This window comes from Streptomyces sp. IMTB 2501, from assembly GCF_001953885.1.
In the GTDB taxonomy this organism is placed as follows: domain Bacteria; phylum Actinomycetota; class Actinomycetes; order Streptomycetales; family Streptomycetaceae; genus Streptomyces.
This window is the reverse complement of sequence record NZ_MQUS01000049.1, coordinates 15,133-34,211: the sequence shown is the minus strand read 5'-3', so window position 1 is coordinate 34,211 and position 19,079 is coordinate 15,133. Positions and strand designations below refer to the sequence as shown.

Annotated in this window: 11 protein-coding genes, 1 tRNA gene and 4 pseudogenes; 7 read left to right on the top strand and 9 right to left on the bottom strand. The window is 72.7% G+C overall.

The window, feature by feature from the left end; all coding sequences use genetic code 11:
• Positions 1 to 35 precede the first annotated feature (35 nt).
• Positions 36 to 932 (top strand): NrfD/PsrC family molybdoenzyme membrane anchor subunit, encoded by an 897-nt coding sequence (gene nrfD, locus AV521_RS43340; protein WP_076097253.1) that lies wholly within the window; start codon positions 36 to 38, stop codon positions 930 to 932.
• A gap of 47 nt (positions 933 to 979) precedes the next feature.
• Here nrfD and AV521_RS43335 read toward each other — a convergent pair whose 3' ends face one another.
• Together AV521_RS43335 and AV521_RS47265 are read right to left on the bottom strand one after the other, a co-directional pair.
• A complete protein-coding gene (locus AV521_RS43335; RefSeq protein ID WP_076097251.1) occupies positions 980 to 1,576 on the bottom strand; it encodes a DUF4232 domain-containing protein in 597 nt (198 codons plus the stop codon).
• A gap of 114 nt (positions 1,577 to 1,690) precedes the next feature.
• Positions 1,691 to 2,501 (bottom strand): annotated as a pseudogene (locus tag AV521_RS47265) (hypothetical protein).
• A 318-nt stretch (positions 2,502 to 2,819) separates the two neighbouring features.
• On the opposite strand from AV521_RS47265, the gene AV521_RS43320 reads away from it, so the two are divergent.
• The gene (locus AV521_RS43320) at positions 2,820 to 4,337 is read left to right on the top strand and encodes an MFS transporter (RefSeq protein ID WP_076097245.1); all 1,518 of its coding nucleotides are present in this window, start codon (positions 2,820 to 2,822) and stop codon (positions 4,335 to 4,337) included.
• Positions 4,338 to 4,400: 63 nt separating this feature from the next.
• Here AV521_RS43320 and AV521_RS43315 read toward each other — a convergent pair whose 3' ends face one another.
• On the bottom strand, positions 4,401 to 5,300 hold the full coding sequence (locus tag AV521_RS43315) for an MBL fold metallo-hydrolase (protein WP_076097243.1): 900 nt from the start codon (positions 5,298 to 5,300) through the stop codon (positions 4,401 to 4,403).
• 230 nt (positions 5,301 to 5,530) lie between these two features.
• On the opposite strand from AV521_RS43315, the pseudogene AV521_RS43310 reads away from it, so the two are divergent.
• From AV521_RS43310 to fdnG, 3 genes and pseudogenes are all read left to right on the top strand, one after another.
• Positions 5,531 to 5,689 (top strand): annotated as a pseudogene (locus tag AV521_RS43310) (amidase family protein); the annotation flags it as partial.
• Positions 5,690 to 5,810: 121 nt separating this feature from the next.
• Positions 5,811 to 6,386, top strand: a complete 576-nt coding sequence (locus AV521_RS43305) for a TetR/AcrR family transcriptional regulator (RefSeq protein WP_076097240.1) — start codon at positions 5,811 to 5,813, stop codon at positions 6,384 to 6,386.
• 133 nt (positions 6,387 to 6,519) lie between these two features.
• On the top strand, positions 6,520 to 9,660 hold the full coding sequence (gene fdnG, locus AV521_RS43295; protein WP_143658750.1) for a formate dehydrogenase-N subunit alpha: 3,141 nt from the start codon (positions 6,520 to 6,522) through the stop codon (positions 9,658 to 9,660).
• Between the two features lies 1 nt (position 9,661).
• On the opposite strand, the gene selD is transcribed toward fdnG, so the two are convergent.
• Complete coding sequence (gene selD, locus AV521_RS43290; protein ID WP_076097233.1) at positions 9,662 to 10,681, bottom strand: selenide, water dikinase SelD; 1,020 nt, start codon at positions 10,679 to 10,681, stop codon at positions 9,662 to 9,664.
• Between the two features lie 37 nt (positions 10,682 to 10,718).
• Here selD and AV521_RS49880 point away from each other — a divergent pair.
• Positions 10,719 to 10,811, top strand: a tRNA-Sec gene (locus AV521_RS49880).
• A gap of 104 nt (positions 10,812 to 10,915) precedes the next feature.
• On the opposite strand, the pseudogene AV521_RS43285 reads toward AV521_RS49880, so the two are convergent.
• The 4 genes and pseudogenes from AV521_RS43285 to AV521_RS43270 all read right to left on the bottom strand — a co-directional run.
• A pseudogene (locus AV521_RS43285) lies at positions 10,916 to 12,610 on the bottom strand (GTP-binding protein); the annotation flags it as partial.
• Between the two features lies 1 nt (position 12,611).
• Positions 12,612 to 14,063, bottom strand: coding sequence for an L-seryl-tRNA(Sec) selenium transferase (selA, locus tag AV521_RS43280; protein ID WP_079249702.1), 1,452 nt, complete (start codon positions 14,061 to 14,063; stop codon positions 12,612 to 12,614).
• A 157-nt stretch (positions 14,064 to 14,220) separates the two neighbouring features.
• Complete coding sequence (locus tag AV521_RS43275) at positions 14,221 to 15,288, bottom strand: MASE1 domain-containing protein (RefSeq protein WP_179023833.1); 1,068 nt, start codon at positions 15,286 to 15,288, stop codon at positions 14,221 to 14,223.
• Between the two features lie 154 nt (positions 15,289 to 15,442).
• Positions 15,443 to 16,273 carry a PP2C family protein-serine/threonine phosphatase gene (locus AV521_RS43270; RefSeq protein WP_076097227.1) on the bottom strand — a complete coding sequence of 277 codons (831 nt, stop codon included), beginning with the start codon at positions 16,271 to 16,273 and terminating at the stop codon, positions 15,443 to 15,445.
• A gap of 282 nt (positions 16,274 to 16,555) precedes the next feature.
• Between AV521_RS43270 and AV521_RS43265 the strand changes: the two are divergent.
• Positions 16,556 to 17,678, top strand: a pseudogene (locus AV521_RS43265) (Cmx/CmrA family chloramphenicol efflux MFS transporter).
• Between the two features lie 15 nt (positions 17,679 to 17,693).
• Here the strand turns inward: AV521_RS43265 and AV521_RS43260 are convergent.
• On the bottom strand, positions 17,694 to 18,902 hold the full coding sequence (locus tag AV521_RS43260) for a hypothetical protein (RefSeq protein WP_256725952.1): 1,209 nt from the start codon (positions 18,900 to 18,902) through the stop codon (positions 17,694 to 17,696).
• Positions 18,903 to 19,079: the final 177 nt, after the last annotated feature.

The window sequence follows — 19,079 nt, the reverse complement described above, 5'->3', positions numbered from 1 at the left end:
GGCATCGGCGTCGGCGCGGGCGGGGCGGGGAGCCGATGGTGCCGGACACCGAGTTCTCGTCGTACTACGGCAGGCCCGTGCTGGCCAGGCCGACGTGGAAGGCCCTCGACATCGCCGGGTATCTGTACCTCGGTGGGCTGGCCGGGGCTTCCTCGCTGCTGGCGGCCGGGGCGCAGGCCACCGGCCGGCCGCGGCTCGCGGGACCGGCGAAGCTCGGGGCGGCCGGTGCCATCTCGCTGTCGCTGGCCGCGCTCGTACACGATCTGGGCCGCCCGGCCCGCTTCCTGAACATGCTCCGGGTCCTCAAGCCCACCTCCGCGATGAGCGTGGGCTCGTGGCTGCTGGCGGGATACGCGCCGCTGACGTTCACCGCGGCGGCCACCGAAGTGGCGGGCCGCCACCGGCTGCTGGGCTCGGCCGCGACGGCGGCGGCCGCCGTACTCGGCCCCGCGGTGGCGACGTACACCGCGGTGCTGCTCTCGGACACTGCGGTGCCGTCCTGGCACGAGGGCTACCGCGAGCTGCCGTTCGTCTTCGCGGGCTCCGCCGCCACCGCGGCGTCCGGCCTGGCCCTGGCCACGGCGCCGACCGCACAGGCGGGGCCGGCCCGTCGGCTTGCCGTACTCGGGGCCGCTCTGGAACTGGGTGCCTTCCGGACGATGAAGCGGCGCATGGGCCTGGCCGCCGAGCCCTTCGAGCAGGGCAGACCGCGGCTGTTGCTCGGAGCGGCGGAGCTGCTCACGGCGGGCGGCGCGGCCCTCGCCCTGCCGGCGGGGCGGGACCGGCGCCTGGCCCTGGCGGCCGCGGCCGCGCTGCTCACCGGCTCGGCGGCCCTGCGCTTCGGCGTGTTCCACGCCGGGGTGGCCTCTGCCGAGGATCCCAAGTACACCGTCGTACCCCAACGGGAACGCCTGACGGCGCGCGGCCGCTAAGACCTGTCCGGCGGATCAAGCCACAGGACAGCGGGGCCGGACCGTCCTCAGGGGGTGACGTTGATCCGGTGCGCGAGGGCGGTGACTTCAAGGTCGCCGTTGTCGACCCACTGCGGGAACCTGAGCGTCTCGTGGCTGGTCGCCGCGGGCGGGGTGACCTGGAGATAGGAGGCATGGACGGCGTCGGCGGTGCCGGTGTTGGCGTGCGTCCACGCTATGACTGCCTCCGCGCTCTGGCCCTTGCGGAGGGTCAGGGTGGTTTTGGCGGGGCTCTTCGCGTACCAGGTATCGCCCCAGTGGGTGGTCGAGTGGAGCGTGCGGTGGGAGCCGTTCTCCAGGCCGAGGCCCGGGAAGCCCCGCAGCGCGCACGTGTGGGCGCTGGTGTTCTTCAGGTTCAGCACCACGCCCTGATGGTTCATGCCGCCGGCCAGGCCCTCGCCGAACGAGGCGCTCAGCGCGGAGACGGCGCACGTGGGCGTCGCCGTCGCGGCACCGGCCTGGGCGGCCTGCGCCACCCCGGCACCGGCGAGGCCCAGTCCGGCTGCCGTGGCCACGGCGAGCATCGCGCGTCCGCGGCGCAGGCGCCGGTCGGACCGGGGAACCACAGCGGTCTGAGGCGTCTGGCTCTGGTGCGGGTGAGTCATGGTGAGCGTTCGTCCCTTCGTTCGCGGCTCGGTAACTCGCCTTACCTCAGGTGTGATGCGGGAGGTGGGGGAAAGGTTCGGCGGATTTTCGGCCGTGGTCAGACGTGACCGTGGTCAGAACTTCGGGCGCGGGGAGCGGGCCTGTACGAGCGCGGCCGCCTCGTCCTCCGTTCCGACGGAGGGCGGGGAGCCGACGAGGGGCTGGTTGGCCGTTTCCGGCTAGTAGGCCGGCATGAGGGTGGTGCCGCCGAAGAGCGAGGTGGCGAGGTTGCGGGCGACCGAGAGGGCACCTGCGGTCCTTCGTCCTCATCCGGTGGGGCAGCGTCGCCCTCATCCCCCTGGGGCTGCTGCTGATGGGCCTCTCCCCGGAGAGGAAGAGAATGCCGAGCATCCCGTCATCAGCGGCGGTGTACGCCCGAAGCGGTGCGACAGCCGGCCGACCCGGTTGATGACGCACATCTGGAGGACCATCACGATGAGCAGGATCAGCAGCCCGTGGCCGGTGCCGTAGGCGAGTTCGTCGGACAGGTAGGCCGGCACGTACGAGAGCAGCATGCAGGAGGATGCGCTTGCGGCCGACCTTGTCGCCGAGCGGCTCGAAGGCCATGCCGCCGACGGCACGGACCAGGAGGGCCACCGCGAACGTCGCGCAGGAGCCGAGCAGTTGGGCGGTGTCGTTGCCCGTCGTGAAGAAGACCTTCCCGAGGGTCGAAGCCAGATGGCTGTAGATGCCGAAGCCGTACGACTCCATCGCGTTCCCGAGCGCGGCTGCCTTCGTGGCGCGCTTGACCGCGGCCTCGTCGGTCACGGTGCTGTCGCTGCGGCGCAGCTTCGGGTGGCGTCGTTTCTCCATCGCGCGGAACAGCACCCGGTGGCATCTGACTGCCGCGGGATCCGCCGGCTCGTAAGTGCCGGTCGCCGCCATCACGGTGATCCTTTCGCCGCCGGCCGTCCCCCGCACGACACGTGCGCAGTTCCCACGCGCTCAAACGACCTCCTTCGCACGGCACCCGGACGGCTACTGATGGTGACGACGGCACCCTTTCGGCGAGCGGCTGCGTCGTCCACGGTCCACGGACGGCATCGGCGAGCCGCCCGGCCTGCCTTTGCCCCGGGCAGACCGCGGTAGCAGGCTGTGTGGTGTGCCATCGCCCAGGTGGGGGAACGTGGTTTTCTCAGGCGGCGTCGGCGATCCGGGGGCAGCCTTGGTGATCCGGGTGCGGCCTTGGCGAGAGGAGCCCAGGTGACAGCGGCGGCGTCAGCGGCTCACGGCGGGAACCAGATCCCTCAGGAGGCCGGGTACGAGCCGGATCCGCACCGGTGGCGGGCCCTGTGGGTCACCCTGGTGGCGGGCTTCATGAGCCTGCTGGACGTGACGATCGTGGCGGTCGCCCTGCCCACCATCCAGCGGGATCTGCACGCCTCCCCCGCCCAGGTGCAGTGGGTGGTGTCCGGATACGCGCTCACCTTCGCCCTCGCCCTCGTCACCGCCGGCCGGCTCGGCGACGCCCTGGACCGGCGGCGCATCTTCCTGCTCGCCCTCAGCGGCTTCGTCGTCTTCAGCGCGGTCTGCGGGGCGGCCCCCGACATCACGCTGCTGGTGGTGGCCCGCCTCGCCCAGGGGCTGGCGGCCGGTTTCATGGCGCCGCAGAACTCCGCGCTCATCCAGCAGATGTTCCGCGGTGCCGAACGCGGCCGCGCCTTCGGCTTCTTCGGCTCCACCGTCGGCATATCCTCGGCCGCCGGCCCCATCACCGGCGGCGCCATCCTCGCCCTCGCCTCCGGTCCCCAGGGCTGGCGGTGGATCTTCTACGTCAACGTCCCCATCGGTATCCTCGCCGTTCTCCTGGGCCGCCGGCTGCTGCCCAGCACCCGGCGCTCCGGCCGGGGACACGTGGACCTGCCGGGCGTGCTGCTCCTCGGGCTCGGTGTCCTCGCGCTGATGTTCCCGCTGGTCCAGGCGGACTCCGGCGGCCTCGGCCGCCTGTGGTGGCTGTTCCCGGCCGGCGCCGTGATCCTCCTCGTCTTCGCCCGGTGGCAGCGCCGGCTCGTCACCCGGGGTGGCCAGCCGCTGCTCGACCCGCGGCTGTTCACCGACGTGCGCGGCTACGCCGTCGGCGCCGGCGTGGGCACGCTCTACTTCATCGGATTCAGCGGCGTGTGGCTGGTCTTCGCGCTCTTCTTCCAGCACGGCCTGGGCTTCACGCCGCTCCGGTCCGGTCTCGCCGTGACACCCTTCGCCCTGGGCTCGGCGTGCGCGGCCGTAGTGGCCGGCCGGCTGGTGGACCGGTTCGGCCGTCTGCTCACCGTCTGTGGCCTCACGGGCGTGATCCTCGGCCTGGGCGGTACCGCGCTGCTGCTCCGTTTCGCACCCATCGGCATCGCGCCGTGGCTCGCGGCCCCCGTCCTGTTCCTCGGCGGCATCGGCGGCGGCTTCGTGGTCTCCCCCAACATCACCATGACCCTGCGGGACGTACCCGTGCACATGGCGGGCGCGGCGGGCGGCGCCCTGCAGACCGGGCAGCGGCTCGGTGCCGCGATGGGGACCGCCGCCCTGCCCGGCCTCTTCTACCTGGTGCTCGGCAGGAGCCATGACTACCGGGGCGCCCTGGACACCGCGCTGGGCGCCGCGCTCGTCGGCATGGCGGCGTCGCTGGCCCTCGCGACGTTCGACCGGCAGCGCGACCGGCGGACGCGCGGGACTCACCGCGGATGCCCGGACGAGGTCGCCCACAACCCGATGCACGCCCGGCAGACCTGAGCCACCGACCGGTTCCGTGTACGGCGTCGGCGGCCGGCTCCTCCTCTCTCGCGGCACGCCGGCTCAGGCCGCGGGAACGGGCAGCAGCCGGTAGGCGTCCCCGTGGGTGATCACGCGGCCGGCGGTGGGCGGGGCGAAATGAGTGCCGAGGACGAGGGTGTCCGTGTCGGCGACCGAGCGGAGCAGCGTGCGGCGCGAGGCCTCGGACTGCCCCGGGTCGATGTCGACGCAGGCGCCGATGCCCGGGTGGGCGAGCTGGACCGGATGGTGGATGCAGTCGCCGGTGATCAGGGCCCGCTCCCCCTGGCTGGTCAGCTCGACGGCGACATGGCCGGGGGTGTGCCCGGGCGTGGGCACCAGGCGCAGTCCCGGGGCGAGCTCCGCGCCCTCGGCCGGTACGTCGACGAGGTGCAGCAGCCCCGCCTGCTCCACCGGGATCACGGAGTCACGGAACATCTGCCGGCGGGCCTCGTCCATGTCGTACCCGGCCCAGAACTCCCGCTCGGCACGTGAGGTGACGTAGCGGGCGTGGGGAAAGGTGGGGACCCAGACGCCGTTCAGGTCCCGCGTGTTCCAGCCGACGTGGTCGGCGTGCAGGTGGGTGAGGATCACCAGGTCGACGGAGTCCGGGGCGAAACCGGCGGCGGTGAGGCGCTCCAGGTACGGGGTGTGCAGGTTGTGCCAGGCCGGGTTGGCCCGCTCCTTGCCGTTGCCGATGCCGGTGTCGACGAGGACGCGCAACCCGTCCACGACGAACGCGAAGCTGTGGCTGTCGGCACGCAAGACGCCGTCCCGGTCGGCGAAGTGCGGGTACAGCCAGTCCTGACCGGTCACCACTTCGGGGCGCGCGTCGGGCAGCAGCCACGCTCCGGTCTCGGGCGGCAGTGGGACCTCGTCGACGCGGTGGACCACGATGTCGCCCAGGGTCCAGGACGGGAGGGGGTTGGCGAGAGCGGCCTGCATGATCTGTCGAGTCCTCCGAGCTAAATGCAATCGGTTTGCCTTAAGAAACCGTAGAACTTACAGCCACCTAAAGCAAACTGTTAGCGTTAGGTTTCTTCGCCCTCACCGGTCCCCGCCGATCAAGGGAGAAGACCCTGTCCACCGCCGCGGTCGCAGCCGTATGAGCTGCCCCTCACGGCCGCCGCCGCTGCGATGCGGGCTCGGCACGGAGCCGCACCTCGGGCCTACTCAGGAGCCTGAAGGATCTGATCGACGTGGCCGGTCTGGCCACCACGGCCGGCTCCCGGGTCCGCTCCGGCCATCGCGCACAGGCCGACAGCACGGTCGCCGCACGCCTGGCCGCGGCCGACGCGATCCTGGCCGGCAAGACGCACACCCACGAGTTCGCGCTGCTGGGCCGACTCTTCGGAGAGCGCACGCTCCTGCGCATCGGTCACGGCTACGCACAGACGCAGCCCGTCCGGCCCCTCGTGACCGTTAAAAGCAAGGATTGCGCTTTAAGGTGGGTCCATGAGTCGCAAGCAGATGGTGCGCCCCGGCGGGCGCAGCGCCCGGGTCCAGGCATCGGTGCACGCCGCTGTCCGCGCACTCATGTCGGAGGTGGGGCGCGACGCGCTGACGGTGCCGCTTGTCGCCCAGCGCGCGGGGGTCACACCGTCGACGATCTACCGCCGCTGGGGCGACCTGCGGGAGCTGCTGTCCGACGTCGCGGTGGAGCGCCTGCGCCCCGAGACGGCGCCGCAGGACCACGGAGATCTGCGGGCCGACCTGACGGCCTGGGCCGAACAGTTCCTCGACGAGATGGCCTCCCCGTCGGGCCGCGCGTACATCCGCGACGCCCTGCTCGGCAACCCCGACGGCACCAACGCCGGCCAGTGCTCGGCCTACGCGGCCGAACAGATCGAGGTCATACTCGCCCGGACGGCCGACCGCGGCGAGAGCGCCCCCGGCGTGGAGACGGTCATGGACCGCGTCGTCGCCCCCCTGATGTACCGCATCCTCTTCCGTCCGGCCGATCTCGACGCCGCGTACGCCCGTCACCTCGTCGCCGGGCTCCTGGACGCGGAGGTGCGGTCCCACCGGTGACGAGCCGTCCGGCCGGGCGTCCGAGAGATGCCGTACCCGCCCACGTGCGGGAAAATCGACCCACCGAGCGGATCAAGGGGCCGAGCAGACCGAGGAATCGGGCGGATCAAGGCACCGAGCGGAAGGAGCGGCTGTGGGCGTACGCACCTGGATCGACTCCTGGCCGGTCTACCGCCAGCTGACGGGCACCGATCCGCTGGGCCGGGGCGCCGCGGCGAAGAGCGGGCGCAGCGAGCGGCTCACGCCCCGGGTGGCCACCGCCGACCGGGTGGTGAAGTCGGTCTGCCCGTACTGCGCCGTCGGCTGCGGCCAGAACGTGTACGTCCAGGACGAGAAGGTCACCCAGATCGAGGGCGACCCGGACTCCCCCGTCTCACGCGGCCGGCTCTGCCCCAAGGGCGCGGCGAGCCTGCAGCTGACGACCGGGGACGCCCGCGAGCTCCAGGTGCTCCACCGGCGCCCACACGGCACCGCGTGGGAGCGGCTGGACCTCGACACCGCGATGGACATGATCGCCGACCGGGTGATCGAGGCGCGCCGGGCAGGCTGGCAGTGGTCGGTCGACGAGACCCGCACCCGACGCACCCTCGGCATCGCGAGCCTCGGCGGGGCCACGCTCGACAATGAAGAGAACTATCTGATCAAGAAGCTGTTCACCGCGCTCGGAGCGATCCAGATCGAGAACCAGGCCCGGGTTTGACACTCCTCCACCGTTCCCGGTCTGGGAACCTCGTTCGGACGCGGCGGCGCGACCACCTTCCAGCAGGACCTGCAGAACGCGGACTGCATCGTCATCGAGGGCTCGAACATGGCCGAGTGCCATCCCGTCGGGTTCCAGTGGGTGATGGAGGCCAAGGCGCGGGGCGCGAAGCTGATCCATGTCGACCCGCGGTTCACCCGCACCAGCGCGCTGGCCGACGTACACGTGCCGCTGCGCGCGGGCACGGACATCGCGTTCCTCGGCGGGATCATCCACTACGTCCTGGAGCGGGACAAGTACTTCCGTGAGTACGTCGTGGCGTACACCAACGCCCCGGTGATCGTGCGGGAGGACTTCCACGACACCGAGGACCTGGCGGGCGTGTTCTCCGGACTCGACTCCGCCAACCGTGCCTACGACAAGGGCAGTTGGCAATACGAAGGCAAAGCGGGCGAGCCGGAGCGGGACGAGACGCTGACGCATCCGCGCTGTGTGTTCCAGGTGCTCAAGCGGCACTACGCCCGCTACACACCGGAGCTGGTCGAGCAGATCTGCGGGGTGCCGCAGGACCTGTTCCGGCAGGTGTGCGAGCTGGTCACGGACAACTCCGGCCGCGACCGTACGACGGCCTTCGCGTACTCGGTCGGCTGGACGCAGCACACGGTGGGCGTGCAGTACATCCGCGCGGCGGCCGTACTGCAGACCCTGCTCGGCAACATCGGCCGGCCGGGCGGCGGCATCCTGGCCCTGCGCGGGCACGCCTCCATCCAGGGCTCCACGGACATCCCGACGCTGTTCAACCTGCTGCCGGGCTACATCCCGATGCCGCACGCCCACCGGCACCAGGACCTGGCCGCCTTCCTGGAGGCCGAGACGGCCCCCAAGGGCTACTGGGGCAACATGCGCGCATACCTGGTGAGTCTGCTCAAGGCGTACTGGGGTGCCGCGGCGACCGAGGAGAACGACTTCTGCTTCGACTACCTGCCCCGGCTGACCGGCTCCCACTCCGCGTACGAGACGACCCTGGCCCAGCTGGAGGGCGTCTGCTCGGGCTACTTCCTGTTCGGCGAGAACCCGGCGGTGGGCAACGCCGACTCCAGGCTGATGCGGCTCGGGATGGCGAACCTGGACTGGCTGGTCGTCCGCGACTTCTCGCTGATCGAGTCGGCGACCTGGTGGCAGGACGGGCCCGAGATCGAGACCGGTGAGCTGCGCACCGAGGACATCCGCACGGAGGTGTTCTTCCTGCCGGCCGCCGCGCACACCGAGAAGGACGGCAGCTTCACCAACACCCAGCGGCTGCTGCAGTGGCACCACCAGGCGGTCGAGCCGCCGGGCGCCTCCCGCAGCGATCTGTGGTTCACCTACCACCTGGGGCGGATCATCCGCGAGAAACTCGCGGGGTCCACCGACGAGATGGACCGGCCCGTGCTCGATCTGACCTGGGCCTATCCGACGAAGGGCCCGCTCGCCGAACCGGACGCGGAGGCCGTGCTCGCCGAGATCAACGGCCATGACGCCGAGGGCGGGCCGCTCTCCTCCTACGAGCAGCTGAAGCCCGACGGCTCCACCGCATGCGGCTGCTGGATCTACTGCGGTGTCCACGCCGACGGCGTCAACCAGGCGGCCCGCCGCAGGCCCGGCACTGAGCAGGACTGGGTGGCGGCCGAGTGGGCGTGGGCCTGGCCGGCCAACCGCCGGATCCTGTACAACCGCGCCTCCGCCGACCCGCGGGGCAGACCGTGGAGCGAGCGGAAGGCGCTGGTGTGGTGGGATCCGGACAAGGGCGAGTGGTCCGGGCACGATGTCCCCGACTTCAGGAGGGACAAGGCACCCGACCACGAACCGCCCGAGGACGCGACCGGCCCGGAGGCCCTGTCGGGCAGGGACCCGTTCATCATGCAGACCGACGGCAAGGCCTGGCTGTATGTGCCGTCCGGGCTCGCCGACGGCCCGCTCCCGGCCCATTACGAGCCGCAGGACTCGCCGTTCATGAACCTGCTCTACGACCAACAGCGCAACCCGGTGCGCCATTTGCTGCCCTCGCTCCCGGACAACCGTTACCAGCCGAGCGGTGACGAGCCCGGCTCCGAGGTGTTCCCGTACGTGGCGACCACCTACCGGCTGACCGAGCATCACACGGCGGGCGGCATGTCCCGCTGGCAGCCGTATCTGGCCGAGCTGCAACCGGAGTTCTTCTGCGAGGTCTCCCCCGAGCTGGCGGCCGAGCGGGGGCTGGCACACACCGGGTGGGCGACGATCGTCAGCGCACGCGCGGTGATCGAGGCGCGGGTGCTGGTGACGGACCGGATGGCGCCGCTGACGGTACAGGGCCGCAGGCTGCACCAGGTGGGTCTGCCGTACCACTGGGGTCCCAACGGTTACAGCACCGGGGACGCGGCCAACGAGCTGCTGCATCTGTCCCTGGACCCCAACGTCCACATCCAGGAGTCGAAGGCGTTCGCCGTGGACATCCGCCCGGGCCGCCGGCCCCGCGGTCCGGCGTCGGTGGACCTGGTGCGGGCCTACCGCAGGCGGGCCGGCATCGACGAGCACACCGGAACGGAGCCCTGAGTCACCGGAGCACGAGGGAATGGCTGCCGCGCGGCACCAGCTCCCCCACCACCGGCGCTCCGGGCACCTCACCGGCGACGAGCAGCCCACCGGAGGTCTGGGCGTCGGCGAGCAGCAGCCGGGTGTCGCCGTCGGCGGCCCCGAAGTCGGTGTGCGGGGCGACCCATTGGAGATTGCGCCGGGTGCCGCCGCTGACGTACCCGTCCCGGACGGCCTCGTGTGCCCCCTCCAGATACGGGACGGCGGCGGTGTCGACCACGGCGGTCACTGCGGAGGCACGGGCCAGCTTGTGCAGATGGCCGAGGAAACCGAACCCGGTGACATCGGTGGCGCAGGTGGCCCCGGCGGCCAGCGCGGCCTCGGAGGCCTCCCGGTTCAGGGCCGTCATCGTGACGACGGCCTGCTCGAACCGCTCACCGGTGGCCTTGTGCCGGTTGTTCAGCACGCCCACGCCCAGCGGCTTGGTCAGCGACAGCGGCATCCCTGGCCGGCCGGCGTCGTTGCGCAGTAGCCGCGCGGGGTCCGCGAGCCCGGTGACAGCCATGCCGTACTTGGGTTCCGGGTCGTCGACGCTGTGCCCGCCGCCGACATGGCAGCCGGCCTCGGTGGCGACGGCCAGTCCGCCGCGCAGCACCTCGCGGGCCAGCTCGAAGGGAAGCCGGTCGCGCGGCCAGGCCAGCAGGTTCACGGCGAGCACCGGGCGACCGCCCATCGCGTACACGTCGGACAGGGCGTTGGCGGCGGCGACGCGTCCCCAGTCGTAGGGGTCGTCCACGACCGGGGTGAAGAAGTCGGCCGTGCAGACGACGGCGGTCCCCCGGTGGGTGACCACGGCGGCGTCGTCACCGGTGGCGATCCCGACGAGCAGCGGGGTGTCGCCCCCGGCGGGCGCCTGCCCGGTCAGCCCGGCGACCACCTCCTCCAGCTCTCCGGGAGGGATCTTGCAGGCGCAGCCGCCGCCGTGGGCGTACTGCGTGAGCCGGACGGGGGCCCGGCGGATCGGTGGGGATGTCGATGTCATACCGGCGGTCTCCTCGGGCAGTAGCCTGACGGGCGGTGGAGGCGTGTGGGTGCCTGGTGGCCCTCCCGGTCTTCAAAACCGAGGGGCCCGAGGATCTCGGGCCGGCGGGTTCGATTCCCGTCCGTCTCCGTTCACCGCATCTGGATGAGTTCTCCCCTCGCCCGTAAGGCAGCGGCGGCGCTGGTCGTCGACGCGCTCGGTGTACCCGCGCGCGTCCAGGAACTCCAGCAGCGGTACGGCCACCCGGCGGGTGGTGTCCAGCGCGCGCCGGGCCGCGCTGAGCGTGAACGGCTGGGGCAGCGCGCGAAGTTCGGCTGCGGCCGCGACGTCGGCGCCGGGCAGCAGCACGATCCCGTCGGCGATCCGCAACAGCACGCCGGCCGTGACGGCGGCGGCCAACGCCCTGCGATCCAGGCCGAGTTGGACGAGCCGGCCGGCTTCGGGCGCCCGGAACGGCGTACGGGCGAGGTCCTGGCGTACGGCGTCCACGGCGGCCCGGACCGCGGTCGGCAGGGCGGGGCCGATACTGACGGCGGCAGACAACCGGCCCTGTTTGCTGCTGAGTTGGGGCATGGTGTTGGCCAGGGCGTCGACGAGGGCCCGGTCGGGCAGGCCGAGCAGACGACGGGCCGCTTCGGTGGGCAGGCCCGGTTCCAGGGGGTGTTCCCTCGCGTGGCGCTCGACCTCGGCGGCCAGCCGATCCGTCAGGGCGGTCCAGTGCGCGGCGTCCACCAGCCAGTCCCCCGCGACCGGTTCGGCCGGTACTGGGACGCCCATCGCCAGCAGGTCGGCGCGCCGGATCAGCTTGCGGCGGCGCAGTTCGCCGGCGCCGTCGGGGCGGCCGGTCAGGACGGCGAGTTCGGCGGCGCGGGCCCGGCCGGCGCCGCGCCGGGTCAGCCGGGGCGGTCGTACGTCCAGGACGGTGACCCCGCGGGGCATACGGCCGCCGCCCGGTTCGCGCAGCACCGCCCGGTCGCCGACCCGCAGGGGCAGTCCCCGGGCGAGGGTGAGGCGGGCGGTGTCGTCGCCGAGCGGGCGGACGGTGACGGGTACGGCGGCGGTGCCGATGTGCAGGGTGACCGAGCGGGGCAGGTCGGCGACCGGCTCCCCGGTGACGCGGACGTCGAGCACCTCGCTGTGCGACCAGCGGTCCGGGGTCAGCAGCACCTGCCCGCGGCGCAGGCCCTCGGCGCCCTGCCCGTGCAGGTTGACGGCCACGCGGGCCACTCCGCCGACCGTCGTCCGCCGCTCGTGCAGGGTCTGCAGTCCGCGCACCCGCAGCACGGCCGGACCGTCCCCGGTTACCAGCCGGTCACCGACGCCGAGGGTGCCGGCGCCGAGCGTCCCGGTCACGACGGTGCCGTGCCCACGCACGGTGAAGGCCCGGTCGAGCCACAGCCGTACGTCGGCGTCGGGGTCGGGATCGGTCAACTTCCCTGCCAGCAGCTCCAGTTCGGTGCGCAGCGCGTCGAGTCCGGCTCCGGTGAGCGCGCTCACCGCGACCGCGGGCACCTTTCCGAGGGAGGTCCGGGCCAGCCGCTCGACGGCGTCGGCACGGACGGGTTCGGGGTCGGCGAGGTCGCTGCGGGTCACCGCGAGGACGGCGTGCCGGACGCCGAGCGCGTCGAGGACCGCCAGGTGTTCCTCGGACTGGGACTGCCAGCCCTGGTCGGCGGCGCACACGAACAGCACGGCGGGCACCGGTCCGACGCCGGCCAGCATGGTCGGCACGAAGCGTTCGTGCCCGGGTACGTCCACGAAGGCCAGGTGGTCACCGTCCGGGCCGAGCCGCGTCCACACGAACCCCAGGTCGAGGGTGAGCCCCCGGCGGCGCTCCTCCGGGTGGCGGTCGGGCTCCATGCCGGTGAGGGCCCGTACCAGGGTGGACTTGCCGTGGTCGACATGACCGGCGGTGGCGAGCACCCGCATCTCACGCCTGCCCCTCACCGGGAGGCCGGGTTTCCCCGTCGGGCGGGGCTTCTCCGGCGGTCCGGGCCAGGCGCACGGTCTCGGCCAGCCGCTCGTCGTCCTGGTCCGGCACCGCGCGCAGGTCCAGCAGGCAGCGGCCCGACTCCAGCCGACCGACGACGGGGAGGGGGCCAGTGCGCAGCGCGGCGGCGTACGGCTCCGGCAGGGACACCGCCGCGCTGCGCAGGGTGACTCCGGGGGCGCCACCGCCGCCGACGGTGGCGGCGCATTCGACGGCCCGTGCGTCGATGCCGCCGGCGCCGAGGCTCGCGGCGATGCGGTCGGCGCGGGCGCGCAGTACGGCCGGGTCGGCGGTGAGGGCGAGGGCGGTCGGGGTGGGCGGTCCGGTGAGGGTGGCCTCCAGTGCGGCCAGGGTCAGTTTGTCGACGCGCAGGGCGCGGGCCAGCGGGTGCCGGGCGAGGGCGCGGACCAGGTCCCGGTCGCCGAGCAGCAGTCCGCACTGAGGGCCGCCGAGCAGTTTGTCGCCGCTCGCGGTGACGAGCGAGGCGCCCGCGCGCAGCTCGGTGTCGGCGTCGGGTTCCTCGGGCAGTGCCGGATGCGGGGCGAGCAGTCCGGAGCCGATGTCGACGACGACCGGGACACCGAGACCGGTGAGTTCGGCCGTCCCGGCGGAGCGGGTGAAGCCGGTGATGCGGAAGTTGGACGGATGCACCTTGAGCACGAACCCGGTGTCGGGGCCGGTCACGGCGGCGTAGTCGGCGGCGGTCGTGCGGTTGGTCGTACCGACCTCACGGAGCCGGGCGCCGGTCGAGACGAGCAGGTCGGGCAGGCGGAAGCCGTCGCCGATCTCCACCAGCTCGCCCCGGCTGACGACGATCTCCTTGCCGGCCGCGAGCGCGGTGGCGGCGAGGAGAAGCGCGGCGGCGCCGTTGTTGACGACGTGCGCGGCCCCGGCGCGGGGCACGCGCTCGCGCAGGGCGGCGAGGGCCGAACGGCCACGGCGGGCGCGGACGCCGGTCGCCAGGTCCAGTTCGACGTCCGTGGGTCCGGCGGCCTCCTGGACGGCCTGCCGCGCGGCGGCCGACAGCGGGGCCCGGCCGAGGTTGGTGTGCAGCAGCACCCCGGTGGCGTTGATCACCGGGCGCAGCCCGCTCGCGGTACCGGGCAGCAGCGCGAGCGCCGTCTCCGCCACCTGCTCGGGCGGGATCCCTCCCTCGCGGGCCCGCTCCTGCGCCTCGTGTACCGCGGCCTTCACCACTCCGGCGCCGAGACGGTCCACCGCCGCGGCCAGCCGGGGGTCGCGGAACAACCGGTCGGTACGCGGGATGCGACGCCGTACGTCGATGGCGTCCGGCGGCCGTACGACGGCGCCGTCGGGCCGCTGCCCGCGGCCGGAGCGCGCCCGGTCCGCCTCGGTCCGCCTGCCCTCCGCGCTCGCCGCCCGCTGCTCCATACCGCGTCTGTTCCTCCCGTCCGGAACGTGCCCCTCCGGGCCTCGCCCATCGTCTCCCAGCGCCTCTGACCAGCCGTCCGACACGCCGGAGGAGACGGTGACGCCGGCAGCGCGAGGCAGGCGGGCCCCCTCACCGGCTGCCCTGCCCGGCCCCGTGTCACGGAGGCCCGGTGGGCCGAGTCCGATCGTCCCTGCCATCGGTGCCGTTCCCGCCGTCGCTGTCGCCGACGTCGCCGATGTCGCCGGTGTGCGGCAGTGGCCGGGGTGGTGGGGGATCGCCCGCGGTGAGGTGTTCCAGCACCTCGACCAGTTCCTGGCAGGCCTTCTCCACCGAGCGCCGGGTGTTGCGCTGCTCGGTGATCAGGGCGGACAGCAGCAGGGCGGTCAGGGCCATCGAGCCGTTGAACGTCTGGAGTTTCGCCATGACCTCGATCCGGCTCAGTCCGGTGAAGGCCCCGACGCCGTCCGTCGCGGCGACGGTGGCCAGCACGGACGCCAGCAGCGCGCACAGCACACTGCCCTCCAGCTGAAAACGCAGGGCGGACCAGATGAGCAGCGGGTAGACGAGATAGAGCAGGCTGATCGAGCTGTAGACGGCCGTCGGTACGACACAGCAGGCGACGACGGTCAGCGCGACTGCCTCCTTCCAGCGGGCCACGGAGGGCGGCCAGCGCGCACCGTGCAGCAACAGCAGCAGCGGGGTGACGAGCAGGACGCCCATGGCGTCCCCCACCCACCAGGCCAGCCAGACGGGCCAGAAGCTGGGCCAGTCCAGCTTGCCGGTGAGGACGAGCAGCCCGACGCCGGCGGTCGAGCTGATCAGCATCGCCGTCAGCGCGCCGAGGAACACCAGGGCGACGCCGTCCCGTAACCGGCTGAGGTCCGTGTGGAAGCGGGCCCGGCGCAGCAGGAGCACCGCGACCACCGGTGCGCCGGTCTGGGCGGCGAGGGTGCCGAGCACGTCGAGGTGAGGGGTGGTGAGGGACATCACGGCCAGCAGGGCACCGATCGAGATGCCGGGCCAGCAGCGCAGGCCGAGGATCAGCAGGGCGGCGACGGCGACGCCGGTCGGCGGCCAGATGGGGGTGACGACGGCGCCCTCGACGGTGAGTTCGCGCAGGAGTCCGAGCCGGGCCGCGCCGTAGTAGCAGGCCGCGACGGCCACCACCTGGACGGCGTAGCCACCCGGCCGGCGCAGATCCTCGATACCCACCACAGCAGCCATCTCACACCGACGGCCCCGGGTCGGCGAGGCGAGACCCGCGGCTGTCCGGCCCTATGGCTGAATCCCGGACCGCGGACGCGGTGACTGGCCCAGGTGGCCCTGACCGGCCAGGACCGGATCCGGGCGGGTGTGCTCGGCGGTCGCCCGGGACCCGTCACGGATGGTTCGTGGGACTGTCCAGACCGACGACGAGGACCGCCGCGTCGTCCTCGTGCCCGACGCTCTCGGCGCCCTTGATCACGGCGGCGGCCAGGGCATGGGCCTCCAGGCCGGCGACGGCGGCGATGCCGGCTAGGCGTACCACCTGGTCGAGGCCGTCCTCGATGTTCAGCGTGGGGCCCTCGACCACGCCGTCGGTGAGCAGGACGAAGACTCCGCCCGTGGTGAGCCGGTGTCTGGTCACCGGGTACTCCATGCCCTTGTCGATGCCGAGCGGCGGCCCTCCCTCGTCGTCGACGACACCCGACTTGCCGTCGGCCGTGGCCCACACGAACGGGATGTGGCCGGCCCGTGCGCTCTCCAGCACTCCGGTGGCCGGGTCGAGGCGCATGAAGGTGCAGGTGGCGAAGAGTTCGCTGCCCAGCGAGAGCAGCAGGTCGTTGGTCCGGCCGAGCAGTTCGCCCGGTTCGCCGGTCACGGAGGCGAGGGCGCGCAGTCCGGCCCGTACCTGGCCCATGAAGGCGGCGGCCTCGATGTTGTGCCCCTGTACGTCGCCGATGGACAGCCCGACCCGACCGTCGGGCAGGGTGAACGCGTCGTACCAGTCGCCGCCCACGTTGAGTCCGAGGTTGGCCGGTGTGTAGCAAACGGCGAGGTGCAGGCCGGGTGCGGTGGGCAGGTCCCGGGGCAGCATGCCGCGCTGCAGAGCGAGGGCGAGCTCGACCTGGGTGCGCTGGAGCTCCGCGCGCTCGCGTGCCTGGGCGGTGAGCGAACCGAGTCTGGCCAGCAGCTCGTCGCCTTCGTCCGTGGAGCGCTTGCGGGCCATCGATCACTTCCGACGGGGCGGTGGCCTGCGATGACCTGCCGCCTGCATGTTCAGCAAACGCCTAGATTTTACCTATGTCACATGTTCCCGCCCCACGAGCGGGCGGCGGTACGACTCCGGACCCGCATCGGGAACCGGGGGGCACGCGCCCGCGCACACGCGTCGGCGTGCCGCCCATGTCCAGTCCCGAGGCATCCAGGCGCTAGCCAGTGGCCCGCGCTCTCGGCTGGATCTCGGCTTCCCACGGCACTCACCGGTCGTGTCCTTCGCGGGTCCGAGTTCATGCTGTCCGGCCTGCTGCCGGACATCGCCCGGGACCTGGGGGTCTCGGTGCCCACCGCGGGCACACTCACGCCCGGCTTCGCCGTCGGCATGGTCGTGGGAGCACCGCTGATGGCGCTGCTCGCCGGCGCCGGCCGCGGCGGCAGGCCCTACTGGTGTTCCTGAGCGTCTTCCTGGTCGTCCATGTCGTCGGTGTCGTCGGTGCGCTCACCGACGACTTCGGTGTGCTGCTGGCCACGCGTGTGCTCGCGGCGCTGGCCAACGCCGGTTTTCTGGCCGTCGGGCTGGCGGCGGCGACCGGCATGGTCGCACCGGACGCCGAGGGCCGGGCCACCTCGGTCCTGCTCGGTGGCACCACGCTCACCTGTGTGGTGGGCGTGGCCGCCGGTGCCGGGCTGGGCCGGCTGCTCGGCCGGCGTTCGGCGTTCTGGGCGGTGGCCCTGCTGTCCGCGCCCGCGCCGGCCGCGATCGCGCGGTCGGTGCTGGCCGGGCCACACCGAACCACACCGAACCACACCGAACCGCGCCGAACCGGCGTACACGGTCAGCCGCGGGTGCTGCGCCGGCCCCGGCTGCTGGTGGCGCGCGGTCTCGCCGCACTCGTCAGCGGCGCCACTTTCTCTACATTTACCTACCTCACGCCGCTCCCCACGGAAGTGACAGGGTTCGGCGCCGGCCTGGTGCCTGCCGTGCTGGCGCTGTTCGGCGCAGGCGCGTTCGCGGGGGGGCGACGTCGGCGGGCCGGCTGTCGGACCGGCGGCCGCTACCGGTTCTGGCGGTCGGTGAGGCCGCGCTGCTCTCCGGCTGGCTGCTGCTCGCCCTGGCCGCCGGGAACGCGGTGGCGACCGTCCTGCTGGTGCCGGTGCTGGGCGCCCCGGCGTTCGGCGTCGGCTCGACGCTGATCACGCGGGTGCTGTACGAGGCGGCGGACGCCCCGCCCCTCGCGGGCGCCTTCGCGACGTCGGCGCTGAACGTGGGCGCCGCCCTCGGTCCGGTTCTGGGCGGCGCCGCGATCGACGGCGGACTCGGCTACCGCGCGCCGGTCTGGGTCAGCACCCTGCTGATGGGCTCCGCCGCCGTGGCCTTCGTGCGACAGGTCGGGCGGAACCGGCAGCCCGCGTGACATGCCCGTGGTGGCTCACAGCGGGGAGCGGGCCACCACCGCCACATAGGCGCCGAACAGCAGGGACACGACGGTGAGGCCAGCATAGACGATCATGGCGTGGGCCGGCCGGACCCGCCAGGTCCGGGTCAGTGCGCGGGCCATGGGGATGAGGAGCGGGAAGGCCGGCAGCAGGAACCGCGGCTTGGAGGAGAAGGAGCCGGAGCCGCCGACCACGAGCAGGATCAGGACCCCCGCGAAGACCACCAGGGCCAGCGGGGCGCGTTCCAGGCAGAGCAGGGCGAAGAGCAGTACTCCGGCCGCGACTATGACCAGGGCCGCCGGGTAGACGACGCCTCCGCCGTGCAGCAACAGGCCCTTCAGGAAGCGCGCAGAGCCGAGACCGAAGTCGAACTTGGAGTCCCAGGCGCTCTGCACCTTGAAGTAGCCGCCGAGCAGGTCGCCCGTCTGTCCGCCCACCCAGAGCACATAGCCGAGCCAGCCCAGCGGGGCGATGACGGCACCGGCCCACAGGCTCACCGGTACCCGGCCGCGCTGCTGCCACGCCTCGTGGGCGGCGGCAAGGGAGACGGCCAGGGCGATCGCGAAGCCGCTCGGCCGGGACAGCCCCGCCAGCGCGGCCAGCGTCCCGGCCCACAGCCAGCGGCGCTTGAGCACGAAGTACAGGGACCAGATGGCGAGCGCGGCGAACAGCGACTCGGTGTAGGCGATGGTCAGCTCGACCGCGTGCGGCAGGGCGGCCCACAGGGCGACCAGCGCGGTGGCGACGCCGCGCCCGTAGAGGTGATGGCCGATGGCGTACACACCGTAGGCCGCCACGCCCGCGGCGATCCAGGAGATGAGCAGTGCGGCCATGCCGGGGCTGAGCGGCAGGACCGTGCTGAGTGCCCTGATGAGTCCGGGATACAGGGGGAAGAACGCCCAGTCGCTCTGGACGGCACCCTCCGGGGTGATCCAGATGCGGTGACCGTAGCCCTGGGCTGCGATGTGCAGGTACCACCGGGAGTCCCAGGAGTGGGCGAAACTCTTGAGCAGCGGATGGCCCCGGACCGCGTTGGTGAGGATCACCACGAGGACCCCGGCGACACGTACGGCCGCGAACAGGGCGAGGGCCCGTAGCGCCCCCTCGGGGACACCGCGCCGGGCGATCCGTGGCAGGACCGGGCGACGGACTACGGCGGACGGGGCGGCCGACTCGGGCCGGGGAACGGAAGAGGTGCTCACTCTTTTGACCTTGGGCACGCCAGGTAAGACGTGCAATTCGCGACCCGGGTTTCTTACATACTTCCACCCCGATTCAGGAATCAGTCAAGGAATGGGTGCAAATCCCTTACCCCCCGCACCCGCGGAAGGAGCAGCTGAGGGGTGTGGTTACCATATGAGCGCTCCCTAGCTCGAAAG

Bases quoted from the DNA above. Each gene is read 5' to 3' on its own strand.
- selD (WP_076097233.1), bottom strand. From the start codon at position 10,681: ATGACATCGACATCCCCACCGATCCGCCGGGCCCCCGTCCGGCTCACG.
- AV521_RS43270 (WP_076097227.1), bottom strand. From the start codon at position 16,273: ATGGCCCGCAAGCGCTCCACGGACGAAGGCGACGAGCTGCTGGCCAGA.
- AV521_RS43275 (WP_179023833.1), bottom strand. From the start codon at position 15,288: ATGGCTGCTGTGGTGGGTATCGAGGATCTGCGCCGGCCGGGTGGCTAC.
- AV521_RS43335 (WP_076097251.1), bottom strand. From the start codon at position 1,576: ATGACTCACCCGCACCAGAGCCAGACGCCTCAGACCGCTGTGGTTCCC.
- nrfD (WP_076097253.1), top strand. From the start codon at position 36: ATGGTGCCGGACACCGAGTTCTCGTCGTACTACGGCAGGCCCGTGCTG.
- selA (WP_079249702.1), bottom strand. From the start codon at position 14,063: ATGGAGCAGCGGGCGGCGAGCGCGGAGGGCAGGCGGACCGAGGCGGAC.
- AV521_RS43305 (WP_076097240.1), top strand. From the start codon at position 5,811: ATGAGTCGCAAGCAGATGGTGCGCCCCGGCGGGCGCAGCGCCCGGGTC.
- AV521_RS43315 (WP_076097243.1), bottom strand. From the start codon at position 5,300: ATGCAGGCCGCTCTCGCCAACCCCCTCCCGTCCTGGACCCTGGGCGAC.